This is a genomic window from Streptomyces sp. NPDC093225 (genome assembly GCF_044753805.1).
GTDB lineage: Bacteria > Actinomycetota > Actinomycetes > Streptomycetales > Streptomycetaceae > Streptomyces.
On record NZ_JBIVNX010000052.1, the window covers coordinates 22,902 to 35,087 of the forward strand.

The window sequence follows — 12,186 nt, forward strand, 5'->3', positions numbered from 1 at the left end:
AGTCCGACTTCTTCGGCGCCGCGAAGGACTCCAACACCGTGATCTACAACAAGCGCTTCGGCAACCCGGGCGACACCCCCATCACCGGCTCCTGGTAACAGCGGCCCTGCCGGTCGCGCTGCCTGACGGCCCGTCATCATCCGGCAGCCACCGTGTCGATCCCCGCGTTCCCGCCGGTACCCGACGCCCGGCCCGCCCCACGGGCCGGGCGTCGGGTGGGCCCCCGCATCCACCCCATCCCGTAAGGAGTCCCACCCCAATGCGCACCATCACGTCGACCGCCGCCCGCGCCAGCCGTCCGCTCGCCCTCGCCTTCGCCGCCGCCTGCCTCGCGGGGCTCGCCGCCCAGCCCGCCCAAGCGGCTTCGGTGGCCACGTGGGACAAGGTCGCCGAATGCGAGGCGGGCGGGAACTGGAGCATCAACACCGGCAACGGCTACTACGGAGGCTTGCAGTTCAGCCTGAGTACGTGGAAGGCCTTCGGCGGTGCGCAGTACGCGGCCTACCCGCACCAGGCCACCAAGCAGCAGCAGATCCTCATAGGCGAGAAGGTCCTGGCGGGCCAGGGTCAGGGTGCGTGGCCCACCTGCGGCGCCAGGGCGGGACTCGGCGCCGATCACGCCGACCCGTACCCGGCGGTCAACACGGCCCCCTCCACCGCGGGTGTGTACCGGTCGGAGGGCTCGATGTTCTACGTCAGTGACGCGAATGGTGGCCTGGCCGGGTACGCGGGGTTCGGTGCGGCGGGTGACGTGCCGTTGACGGGTGACTGGAACGGGGACGGCAAGGACACGTTCGGTGTGTACCGCCCGAGCGATCAGACGTTCTACCTGACGAACGACAACGGGACGGTGGCGGTTGCGCGCAAGCTGGGCAATCCCGATGACGTGCCGGTCGTCGGTGACTGGGACGGCAACGGCAGCGACACGATCGGTGTGTACCGCCCGGGTGACCAGACGTTCTACCTGACGAACGACAACGCGAACGTCGCCACGGCGCGTCGGATGGGTGTGGCCGGTGACGCCCCGATGACGGGTGACTGGAACGGTGACGGCGTTGACACGGTCGGGGTGTACCGGCCTGCCGACACGACGTTCTACCTGAGCGACTCCAACGCGACGGCGAGCGTGAGCCACACGGTGAAGTTCGGGAACCCCGGTGACGTGCCGATCAAGGGTGACTGGAACGGGGACGGCACCGACAAGGTCGGCGTCTACCGCCCGGCCGAGTCCGACTTCTTCGGCGCCGCGAAGGACTCCAACACCGTGATCTACAACAAGCGCTTCGGCAACCCGGGCGACACCCCCATCACCGGCTCCTGGTGACGGGCCGGGGCGGGGCTCGCTGACCACCGGCGCACCGCAGTGCAGGCGTGCTGGTGGTCCTCCGCGCGGGACGGGACGTCGAGCCGGAGGACCACCAGCGGCCTCAAGGGGTGTCCGGCGGATCATGGCCGGGCACGGGTTGAGACCCCCTAGACGTGCGCCGTGCCGCCGCCCTCGGACAGGGCCAGGGCGATGCGGCGGTTGGTCTCGCGCCACTCGCCGGCCGGCACCTTCGGCAGCACGTCGCCCCACAGCGGCAGGCAGGTACCGCGCATCTGCAGCATCCCCGCCGGGCGGGCGATGAACCAGATGTGGAAGTGGGAGCCGCCGTCGCCCCACCGGTTGACGTGCACCCGCGCGATGCCGTCCAGAGACATCACCGCCCGCTCGACGCGCTGGATCATCACGCCCAGCTCGGCCGCCCGTTCCGCCGGCATCTCGTGCAGGTCCCAGTGGCCCCTGGACAGCAGCACCACCTGGGCCGGCACGCCCTCGGGCTCGTCGAAGCCGCGCAGCTTCCAGTGGTCGTCGCTCCACAGGGTCGGGCCCTCGTCGTCGAGGCAGCCGGGGCAGTCGCGGCCGTCCTCGCCCGCCCGGGGCGGCTCCGGCAGCACCGGCTCGTCCAGCACCTTGATCCGGACGTCGCCCTCGTAGGGGAAGACGTCCCAGAAGGGGATGCCGCCCTCGGGCAGGGCTATCCGCTCGCCGACGGGCAACCGCTTGACGTAATCGCTCTGTTCGACAGACATGGCGGCAGCCTCGCACACCCGGACGGGCTAGGCGATCATGCTCGCCCGGGCCGTGCCCACCGACTTGAGCGCCGCCACCAGCGGGGCCAGTCCGGGATCGGCGGCGGCCGTGTCGAGGGCCTCGCGCAGGGCCGCGTCGTTGCTCGGGCGCGCCTCGGCCAGCAGGGCCGCACCGGCCTCGCTGACGTTCGTGTAGATCCCGCGCCGGTCGGTGGGGCACAGGTAGCGGGACAGCAGTCCGCGCTCCTCCAGCCGCGTGACCAGTCGGGTCGTCGCGCTCTGGCTGAGCACCACGGCGTCGGCGACCTGCTTCATCTGCAGGTGCCCGCCGGGTCCGTCGTGCTGGCGGCTGAGCACGTCGAGCAGCGAGTACTCGCGGACGCTGAGCCCGTGGCCGGACTGCAGCACCTTCTCGATGTGCGCATCGATCCGCCCGTGCAGCAGCGACAGGGCGCACCAGCCCTGGGCGAGCCCGGTCAGTGCGGGGTCGGTGGCGGTCATCGGTGGCGCTCCTCTCCTCTCCTCGGGACCTCGGGACCTCGGGACCTCGGGACCTCGGGACCTCGGGACCTCGGGACCTCGGGACCTCGGGACCTCGGGAACGGTGTGCGTCCCCACCCCAAATATAGCGCGTTTGCAAATAACCCGCGTCTGCAACTATTGTGGACGCCTGCTAAATGCTCATGCAATCAATTTGGGAAGGCTGCGATCCATGCCCCTCGCCCTCCTGGCCCTCGCGATCGGGGCCTTCGGCATCGGCACCACCGAATTCGTGATCATGGGGCTGCTGCCGCAGGTCGCCGGGGACTTCGGCGTCTCCATCCCGACCGCCGGACTCCTCGTGACCGGATACGCGCTCGGCGTCGTCGCCGGCGCCCCGCTGATGACCGCCCTGGGCACCAAGGTCCCGCGCAAGCGGATGCTGATGCTGCTCATGGGCCTCTTCATCGCCGGGAACCTGATCTCCGCCCTCGCCCCGGCCTTCGGCGTGATGCTCGCCGGCCGGGTCGTCGCCTCGCTCGCCCACGGCGCCTTCTTCGGCATCGGGGCCGTGGTCGCGGCCGAGCTGGTCGCCCCCGAACGGCGGGCCGGCGCGATCGCGCTGATGTTCACCGGCCTGACCGTCGCCAACGTCCTCGGCGTCCCGCTGGGCACCTGGCTGGGCCAGGGCGCGGGCTGGCGGGCCACCTTCGCCGTGGTCGCGGCCCTGGGCGTGGCCGGGCTGCTGGGCGTGGCCAAGCTGGTCCCGGAGCTCCCCCGGTCCGAGGGCGTGCGGCTGCGCGACGAGCTGGGCGCCTTCCGCAACGTGCAGGTGCTGCTCGCCATGGCCATGACCGTGCTCGGCTTCGGCGGGGTGTTCGCCGCCGTCACCTACATCGCCCCGATGCTGACCGAGGTGTCCGGCTTCGCGGAGGGCTCCGTCACCTGGCTGCTCGTCCTCTTCGGCCTCGGCATGGTGGGCGGCAACCTGGTCGGCGGCCGGTTCGCCGACCGGGCCCTGATGCCGATGCTGTACGCCGCCCTCGGCGCCCTCGCCCTGGTGCTGGCCCTCTTCACCGTCACCGCCCACCACAAGGTGCTCGCCGCGGTCACCGTCGCCCTCGTCGGCGCTCTCGGCTTCGCGACCGTACCGCCGCTCCAGAAGCGGGTGCTGGACCAGGCCGCCGGCGCCCCCACCCTGGCCTCCGCCATGAACATCGGCGCCTTCAACCTCGGCAACGCGCTGGCCGCCTGGCTGGGCGGCCTGGTGATCTCCGCCGGGTACGGCTACACCGCCCCGAACTGGGTCGGCGCGGCCCTGGCGGCCGCGGCACTCGCCCTCGCGCTGCTCTCCGGCGCCCTGGAGCGCCGCGGGTCCCGGCGCGACGGGCGGGTGGTGGCCCGGAGTGCGGCCGCGGCGCTGCCCGGAGAGGCGTCCGTGCCCGTGGCATCTATTCGACGGTAACCCGACCTCTTCCGTCGCGTCACCCAACTCCCTTACGCTCCCCCCTCGTTGACCACCAGCGAAGGGGGAGCGGTATGAGGACATCGGTGCGCGCGGGAGCGGCCGTCGCCGGACTGGCCCTGGCCGTCGGCGCGTTGACGGCGGCCCCCGCCGGAGCGGCCGCGGCGGCCGCACCGGCAGGGGCCGACCTGCCGTACGCCCGGTCCACGGGCGTCGGTGTGCACAACGCCTACGAGAAGACGAAGTACACCTACCTCGCCGACGCCCTGGACTCCGGCGCGGCCCTGCTCGAACTCGACGTGTGGACCAACTTCTTCGGCAGCTCCTGGCGCGTCTCGCACAGCAATCCCATCGGGAACGACAACAACTGCGAGAACGCCGCCACCGCCGCCCAGCTGCGCACCAGGCCCCGCAACCAGAACCTCGCCGGCTGCCTCTCCGACCTGCGCGCCTGGCACGACGCCCACCCCGGCCACCGGCCGATCGTCATCAAGATGGAGCTCAAGGACGGCTTCGCCAGCAACCTCGGCCGCGGCCCCGCCCAGCTCGACGCCCTCATCACCGGCAAGCTCGGGGACGCCGTCTACCGGCCCGGCCAGCTCGCCGCCGGCCACCCGACCCTCGACGCGGCCGTCCAGGCCCGCGGCTGGCCGGCCCGCTCCGCCCTGGCCGGGAAGTTCGTCTTCGAGCTGATCCCCGGCACGGTCGAGCAGGGCAACCCCAGCGACACGCTCTGGACCGACCGCGAGTACGCCCAGTACCTGCGCGACCTGGCCGCCGCCGGGCGCCTCGGCGAGGCGGCCGTCTTCCCGAGCGTGCTGGGCGCCGCGGCCGGCGACCCGCGCACCCGGTACGCCGACGCCTCGATCCGCCCCTGGTTCGTCCTCTTCGACGGCGACGCCAACGCGTACGTCACCCAGGGCATCGACACCGCCTGGTACGACCAGCGGCACTACCTGCTGATCACCACCAGCGCCAACGGCGTGGCCCCCGCGATCGACGGCACCAACCCCACCGAGGCGCAGGCCCGCGACCGCCTCGCCCTCCTCGCGGCCCGCCACGCCAGCATCATCACGGCCGACTGGTACCCGCTGCCGTCCGTCCTGTCCACGGTCGTCCCGCGCGGCTGAGCCCGAGCCCCCGGGGTGCCGCGCGGGCACCCCGGGACACCCCCTACGCCAGCAGCCAGGCGATGGCCGACAGGGACACCATCGAGCACAGCGTGGACAGCAGGACGGTGTCCCGGGCCAGATCGGTGTCCAGGTCGTACTCGGACGCGAACAGGAAGGCGTTCTGGGCCGTCGGCAGGCCCGCCACCAGCACCACCGACAGCAGTGCGTGACCGTCGAGGCCGAACGCCCAGCGCCCCAGCGCGTACGCCAGCAGCGGCTGCGCCACGATCTTCAGCGCGACCAGCACCTGCCGCTCCGCCCGCCCCTCCGCGTCGGGCCGGACCCGCGCGTGCAGGGACAGGCCCAGCGCGAACAGCGCGGCCGGTACGGCGGCCCCGCCCAGCAGCTGCAGCGGCGCGGTGACCTCGGCCGGCAGCGGCCGGCCCAGCGCCGCCACCAGCAGACCGCCACCGGACGCGGCCACGATCGGGTTGCGCAGCGGCAGCGTCAGCAGCCGCCGCCACCGGCCCTCGGCGCCCGGCCGCTCACCCAGGTCGATCAGGGTCAGGATCAGCGGGGTCACCAGCAGCGTCTGGAACAGCGCGACGGGGACGATGAACGAGGTGTCCCGCAGGACGTGCACCGCCACCGGGATGCCCAGGTTCGCCGAGTTCACGTGCGCGGCGGCCATCGCGCCGATGGTCCGCTCGGCCGGCTTGAGGCGGAACACCAGGTGCCCCACCAGCAGGGCCGCCGAGAACACCGCGAACAGGCTCAGCGCGAAGACCACCACTCCGGGCTGGGCGAGGTCGGAGACCCGGGAGCGCGACATCGTCAGGAACAACAGCGCCGGCATGGCGAACGCGAACGCGAACCGCCCCAGCACGTGCTGCGCCTGCGGGCCGAGCACGTCCTTCCGGCCCGCCGCCCAGCCCAGTGCCGTGATCCCCCAGATCGGCAGAAAACCGCCGAGCACGCTCCCCGTCATGGGCCCCAGTATCGATCACCGGAGCCGACCGGCACCGGTCGGCTCCGATCCGCGCCGATCGGGTTCAGGCGGCCTCGACCGGGATCAGGGGGTGAACTCCTGGTCCAGGTCGTAGATGACGCCGTGGCTGTTCACGGTGTACTTGAAGACCAGCCCCGCGTTCGGGTGGGCCTCCAGCCAGTCGAGGAACTCCTGGACCCCGATCGGCTGGTTCTCCGTGGACTCCACGATCGGGTTGGTGACGGTGATGGACGCCGCCTGGTCCAGCGGCATGAAGATCTCCTTGCCCACCGTCTCGAACACCCCGCCGTCGGTGTCCTCGGGCGTGCAGGCCCAGTTGCCCAACTTCACGATCAGGCTGAGCGTCCCGCCCTCGGGGGTGTAGCGCTGTACCGCGAACTCGTCGGGAGAAATGGGCATCTTGTGGTCACAACCGGGCTTCGGGCCCGGCTTCGACCCCGGCTTCGGCGCGCTGCCGCCGCCCACGGGCTTCGCGGAGGCCGAAGCGCCCGGCGCGGGCGCGGTGGTGGGCTTCGCGGAGGGCTTCGCCGCGCCGCCACCGGCCGGGGTCCCGGTCGCGGTGGGCTCCGCGGACGGGGCCGCCGAAGCACCCGCCCCGCCGGCCGGGGTGCTCGCCGTGCCGGCTCCGGGCGCTCCGGCCGCGTCGCCGCCGCCGTCCCCGCCGCACGCGGTCAGTACCAGCGCGCCGCACAGCACCGCCGCCGCGATCCCGGATCTCCGGCCCACGCTCCGCTTCATGTCCTGCTCCTGCTCCCTGCGATGTCCGATGTGACGCGCAGAACCTAGCGCGGACGAAACCCGCAGGGTAATCCCCGTCCGCCCTTCGTCACCCACCCGCGATGGCGCTGTTGCCGATCGCGGACCTTGTGACCCCGGGAGCGACTCAGGACGGCCGCGTGACGGGCAGGGCCTGCTCGGCCCAGATGGTCTTGCCGGTCGCGGTGTAGCGGGTGCCCCACTGCTGTGTCATGTGCGCGATGAGGAACAGGCCCCGGCCGCCCTCGTCCTCGAGGGCGGCCCGGCGCAGGTGCGGCGAGGTGTGCCCGGTGTCGGAGACCTCGCAGATCAGGGTCTGGTCGCGGATCAGGCGCAGCTGCACCGATCCCTCCCCGCCGTACCGCACGGCGTTCGTCACCAGCTCGCTCACCACCAGTTCCGTGGTGAACCCCAACTCGTCCAGACCCCATTCGGTGACCTGCTGCAGCGCCAGTTCGCGGGCGCGGGCGACCAGCCGGGGATCGGAGGCCAACTCCCAGGACGCCACCTGGTGCTCGCCCAGCGTGTGGGTGCGGACCAGGAGCAGCGCCGCGTCGTCGTCGACCGGCCGCGGCAGCAGCGTGGCCACCGCGTCGTCGCACAGCTCGTCCAACGGCCGCCGGTGGTCTGCCAGTACGCCGCGCAGGGCCGCCAGCTGCTCGTCCACGTCCCGGTCCCGGGCCCGCACGAGGCCGTCGGTGAACAGGGCCAGCAGGCTGCCCTGCGGCAGCAGCAGCTCCGTGGACTCGAAGGGCAGCCCGCCCAGCCCCAGCGGGGGCCCGGCCGGCAGGTCGGGGAAGGTCACCGCGTCGGTCTCCGGGTCCACCACCGCCGGAGCCGGATGCCCGGCCCGGGCCATCGTGCAGGTGCCGGCGACCGGGTCGTACACGGCGTACAGGCAGGTCACCCCGAGCGCCTCGTCGTACGGCACGCTCTCGCCCTCGACGAGCACCGCGGCCCGCTCGTTGGCGGCCTGGGCCACCAGGTCGTCGAGGCGGCCGAGGAGCTCGTCCGGCGCGAGGTCGAGCCGGGCCAGCGCCCGTACGCTGGTCCGCAGCCGCCCCATGGTCGCCGCGGCCCGCAGCCCGTGCCCGACGACGTCGCCGACGACCAGACCCACCCGGGTCCCGGACAGCGCGATCACGTCGAACCAGTCGCCGCCCACCCCGGCCCGGCTGTCGGCCGGCAGGTAGCGGTAGGCGAGTTCCACCGCCGTCAGCCGCGGCAGCAGCCGGGGCAGCAGACTGCGCTGGAGCATCAGGGCCGCGGTGTGCTCGCGCGTGTAGCGGCGCGCGTTGTCCACGCAGACCGCCGTACGGGCCACCAGCTCCTCGGCGACGGCGAGCTCGCCCGGGTCGAACGGATCGGACCGGTCCTCCCAGCTGAAGGTGACCACCCCCAGCACCGCACCCTCCGCGCGCAGCGGTACGGCGACCAGCCTGACCCCGTCGCCGTTCTCGCGCACCGCAGTGGCCGCCGACAGCGCCCGGGCCTGGGGGGTGTCGGCCGCCGGCCGCGGGGCCGGTCGGTCGTCCGGGGCCGCCGCCACCCGCACCAGCGGGCCTTCCGGGACTTCGCCGGGAGCCGGCCGCTCGCCCTCCAGCACCTGCTCCAGGAGGTCCACCGCCACCGCGTCGGCGAACCGCGGCACCGCGACGGCCGCCAGTTCGCGCGCGGTGCGGGCCATGTCGAGGGTGACGCCCACCGTGCTGCCCGCCCGTACCAGCAGGTCCAGTCGCTGCTGGGCGAGGTAGCGGTCGGTGATCTCCACCGACTCCTCGCACACGCCGAGCGGGGTGCCCGAGGCGTCCTGCAGCCGGTAGTACGAGCAGGACCACACCCGGAAGCGGTCCGGATCGACCGGGGCGCGGCCCCGGTAGTGCAGGTCGATCACCGGCTCGCCGGTCTCCAGCACCCGGCGCAGCGTCTCCAGCAGGGTCGGCGGGCTGCCGGGGGTGAGCACCTGGCCGTGGGTCACCATCTCGTCGGGGGACCGGCCCACGTACTGGGTGCTGCCCATCTCCTCGACCAGCGCCTGGTTGGTCCACACGACGCGCAGCCCGGTGCCGTAGATCGCCAGGCCGATGGGGGACTGCGTGGCCAGGCCGCCGAGCATGGACTGCAGCGCCTCCCAGCGCTCGTTCTCGGCGGCGTCGGCCATGGCCACCAGGCGTGCCGGGGCGGCCGGGTCGGGCGGGGAGGCGTCCGCCGTGGTCAGCGGCAGGACCGTCAGCCGGACCCGGACCGCGTGCCCGGCGCGGTGCCGCAGTGCGACGGTACGCGTGCCGGGGGCGAAGGCGAAGGCGACGGCGGGGGCCGGGCCGTCGCCCCCGGGGGCGACGTACGCCCCGGCCGGGCGGCCCAGCACCTCGCCCGGCGGATGGCCGAGCAGCGCCTCGGCGGCCGCGCTCCAGCCCAGCACCCGGCCGTCCGCGCCGAGCACCGCGGTGGCGGCGTGCGCCACGTCGAGGGGGCCGCGCGGGTCGCCGCCCAGCTCGGCGGCCCGGCCGGGGTCGGTCCCGGGGACGCGGCCGTCGCCCGCTCCGGCCGCGGGCCCCCGGGCGGGCGGGGCCGCCGCCCCGGCGGCCGGGTGCGCCGCCGCGCCCGCGGCCGGTTCCCGGTCCGGTCGGCTCACGTGCCTCCGCTCCCTTCGCGCGCGGACCCGCCCCACCGGGCGGCGAGCAGGAGCGCGATGTCGTCCGGCCGCTCCGGCGCCCGTCCGGCCTCGGCGATCAGCCGGTCGGCGGTGGCGGCCAGCGGCGTGTCGCCGGCCTCCGCGAGCGCCCGGCGCAGCCGCTCCACGCCCTCGTCGATGTCCTCGCCGGCGTGCTCCACCAGCCCGTCGGTGAACAGCGCCAGCACCGCGCCGGGGTCGAGGTGCAGCTCGGTGACGGGATAGCTCGCCCCGTCGTCCACGCCGAGCACCACTCCGCCCGCCAGGTCGAGCACCTCGGTCCGGCCGTCGGGCTGGCGCAGCAGCGGGGGCGGATGGCCGGCTCGGACCGCGTGCGCCTGCCCGGTCGCGGGGTCGAGCACCACGTAGCAGCAGCTGGCGAACTGGCCGGGATCGAGGTCGATGAGCAGCCGGTTCGTGCCGCTCATCACGGCCCGCGGGTCCTGGCCGCTGAGCGAGAAGGCCCGTACCGCACTGCGCAGTTGGCCCATCGTGCCGGCCGCGTGCACCCCGTGGCCCTGGACGTCGCCGATGACCAGCGCGAGCAGTCCGGTGCCGGTCTCGATCACGTCGTACCAGTCGCCGCCCACCTCCATGCCCTGGGTGCCCGGCAGGTAGCGGCCGACGGTGTCGACGTTCTCGCGCACCAGCAGCCGGTGCGGCAGCAGCGCGTCCTGCAGGCCCCGGGCGAGCGCGGCCTCGGTGTCGTAGCGCTGGGCGCGTGCGAGTGCCTGGGCGATCAGACCGGCCAGCGCCGTGAGCACGGTGCGCTCCTCGAGGCTGAAGCCGCGCGGCGCGTCGAAGCCGAGGATGCACGAGCCCACCGGCCGACCGGAGGCGATGAGCGGCAGGAAAGCCCGGGCGCCGATGTGGGCGTCGAGCGGGATGCCCGGGTAGGCGGCGGCCAGGTGCTCCATGGACTCGAAGAACAGCGGCCGGCCGGTCGTCAGGGTCTCGACCCCCGGCAGCCGCGTGTCGAGGCCCACCCCGTCGAACCGGTTCAGGAAGCCCTGCGGGAAACCGGTCTCCCACGCCAGGTACAGGTGGCGCTCGTTGAGCAGGTAGATCGCCAGCTGGCGCCCGCCGAAGGCGGGCAGCAGCTCCTCGGTGACCACCGCCGAGACCTGGCGGGCCGTCACCGCCTCGGTGAGCGCGATGGCCAGGGCCACCGGGCGGTAGAGCGCGGCGGCCCGGTCGGCGGGCGAGTCCAGCCCGCTCACGGGCCGGACCACCGCACCCGGTGCGTACGCCGGGTGTTCGGCCGCCGCGAGCATCACGGTCACGCCGCCCGGCCCCGGGTGCAGGGCGACCGACACCCAGTCGTCAGGGGCGCTGCGGGCCAGGAACCGGACGGGGTCGTCGGCGATCAGCGCGGCCCGGAAGAAGTCCTCGTACCCCGCCTGGCCGAGCCAGGGCAGGGCCTCCCACAGCACCCGGCCGACGAGCGCGGCGGGGCTGCGGCCGAGCAGGGTCGCGGCGGCCGGGTTCACGTACGTGACGCGGCCGAGCCGGTCCAGACCGAGGAAGGCGTGCGGCAGCCGGTCGGTGATCTCGCCGCCGAGCGGCCCGTCGCCGAGGTCGACCAGGCGGCCCGTGAGGGGGAGGGGGGCGGCCGGGGCCACGGGGGCGGCGTCCGGCGGTGGGGCTTCCGGGGCGGTGTCCCGGGTGGGGAAGAGTTCCAGCAGGCGGGTCCGGCCGGCCGGACCGGACAGCCGCAGCCGCAGCGGCGCGCCCGGGGCGGCGGCCGGCCCGTCGGGGGCTTCCGGGCCGCCGGTCAGCCGGCCGGCCAGGGCGTGCAGCGCGTACACCTCCGCCGGCGACCACCCGGCGGTCAGCGCCTCGACGGTGCCGGGGAAGCGGTCGGGATCCGTACCGAGGGCGGCGCACAGCTGGGCGTCGGCCGTGACCGCCCCGCTGTCCGGGTCCCAGGTGAAGCCGCCCATCGGCGCGGGCGGCGCCAGCGGGGCGGGCAGCTGCATGGCCACCGGCTCGTCCGCCCACACCACGGCCGTGCCCCGCCGGTCCAGTGCGTCGAGGTCCTCGGCCAGCCGCCGCGCCACCCCCCGCATCCGGGCCCGGTCGGCCTCGGCCACCTGGGTCCCCGGGGTATCCCGGCGCAGCACCATCAGGACCCCGTACTTCGCGCCCGTCGCGCCGGGCCCGCCGAGCAGCGGCTCGTACGAGGACCCGAAGGTGTAGGGCAGCCCGGCCATCAGCTGGGGGAAGCGCCGCATGGCCTCGTCGGCGTCCGCGAGGTGGACGCCCTGCCCGGTGCGGTACGCCTCCGCGACCGGGAACGGGCGGTTCACGTGCATCCGCCACCACGGGCGGAACAGGGGCGCGGGCAGCCCCGCGAGCACGGCCAGCCGCAGCAGTCCGGCGGTCTCCGTGCGCAGGAACACGCCCCCGGCGTACCCGCCCACGGACTCGATCGCGCCCACGACGGAGTGGGCGAGCACCAGGGCCAGTCCGTCCGGAGCTCGGCCGTTCACACAGCCAGCATGCGCCAGGGCCACCCGCGCCCGCATCTCGCGCGCACCCGCCTTCACCCGCGTGCCCGTGTGCGCCGCGCCCTCGCCCGTGTGCGCCGCGCCTTCGCCGGTGCGAAGCCGCGGCG

General features: G+C 74.4%; 10 protein-coding genes. 4 read left to right on the plus strand and 6 right to left on the minus strand.

Annotated features, from left to right (window positions below; genetic code table 11):
• Nucleotides 1–259 precede the first annotated feature (259 nt).
• On the plus strand, nt 260–1,324 hold the full coding sequence (locus ACIQCH_RS32170) for a transglycosylase family protein (RefSeq protein WP_402586759.1): 1,065 nt from the start codon (nt 260–262) through the stop codon (nt 1,322–1,324).
• Between the two features lie 149 nt (nt 1,325–1,473).
• On the opposite strand, the gene ACIQCH_RS32175 is transcribed toward ACIQCH_RS32170, so the two are convergent.
• Both ACIQCH_RS32175 and ACIQCH_RS32180 read right to left on the minus strand, forming a co-directional pair.
• Nucleotides 1,474–2,073 (minus strand): hypothetical protein, encoded by a 600-nt coding sequence (locus ACIQCH_RS32175; RefSeq protein WP_402586761.1) that lies wholly within the window; start codon nt 2,071–2,073, stop codon nt 1,474–1,476.
• Nucleotides 2,074–2,100: 27 nt separating this feature from the next.
• Nucleotides 2,101–2,574 carry a MarR family winged helix-turn-helix transcriptional regulator gene (locus ACIQCH_RS32180; RefSeq protein ID WP_402586762.1) on the minus strand — a complete coding sequence of 158 codons (474 nt, stop codon included), beginning with the start codon at nt 2,572–2,574 and terminating at the stop codon, nt 2,101–2,103.
• Nucleotides 2,575–2,785: 211 nt separating this feature from the next.
• Between ACIQCH_RS32180 and ACIQCH_RS32185 the strand changes: the two genes are divergently transcribed.
• Nucleotides 2,786–4,018 carry an MFS transporter gene (locus ACIQCH_RS32185; RefSeq protein WP_402586764.1) on the plus strand — a complete coding sequence of 411 codons (1,233 nt, stop codon included), beginning with the start codon at nt 2,786–2,788 and terminating at the stop codon, nt 4,016–4,018.
• Between the two features lie 74 nt (nt 4,019–4,092).
• On the plus strand, nt 4,093–5,148 hold the full coding sequence (locus ACIQCH_RS32190; protein WP_402586766.1) for a phosphatidylinositol-specific phospholipase C domain-containing protein: 1,056 nt from the start codon (nt 4,093–4,095) through the stop codon (nt 5,146–5,148).
• A gap of 43 nt (nt 5,149–5,191) precedes the next feature.
• Here the strand turns inward: ACIQCH_RS32190 and ACIQCH_RS32195 are convergent, their stop codons facing one another.
• Together ACIQCH_RS32195 and ACIQCH_RS32200 are read right to left on the minus strand one after the other, a co-directional pair.
• Nucleotides 5,192–6,118 (minus strand): AEC family transporter, encoded by a 927-nt coding sequence (locus ACIQCH_RS32195; RefSeq protein ID WP_402586768.1) that lies wholly within the window; start codon nt 6,116–6,118, stop codon nt 5,192–5,194.
• 84 nt (nt 6,119–6,202) lie between these two features.
• Nucleotides 6,203–6,538 carry a hypothetical protein gene (locus ACIQCH_RS32200; RefSeq protein WP_402586770.1) on the minus strand — a complete coding sequence of 112 codons (336 nt, stop codon included), beginning with the start codon at nt 6,536–6,538 and terminating at the stop codon, nt 6,203–6,205.
• Between ACIQCH_RS32200 and ACIQCH_RS32205 the strand changes: the two genes are divergently transcribed.
• Nucleotides 6,531–6,911, plus strand: a complete 381-nt coding sequence (locus tag ACIQCH_RS32205) for a hypothetical protein (protein ID WP_402586772.1) — start codon at nt 6,531–6,533, stop codon at nt 6,909–6,911. The genes ACIQCH_RS32200 and ACIQCH_RS32205 overlap by 8 nt on opposite strands.
• Before the next feature lie 111 nt (nt 6,912–7,022).
• Here the strand turns inward: ACIQCH_RS32205 and ACIQCH_RS32210 are convergent, their stop codons facing one another.
• Complete coding sequence (locus ACIQCH_RS32210; protein WP_402586774.1) at nt 7,023–9,530, minus strand: SpoIIE family protein phosphatase; 2,508 nt, start codon at nt 9,528–9,530, stop codon at nt 7,023–7,025.
• The gene (locus ACIQCH_RS32215) at nt 9,527–12,097 is read right to left on the minus strand and encodes a SpoIIE family protein phosphatase (protein WP_402586776.1); all 2,571 of its coding nucleotides are present in this window, start codon (nt 12,095–12,097) and stop codon (nt 9,527–9,529) included. The genes ACIQCH_RS32210 and ACIQCH_RS32215 overlap by 4 nt, the downstream gene beginning before the upstream one ends.
• Nucleotides 12,098–12,186 lie beyond the last annotated feature (89 nt).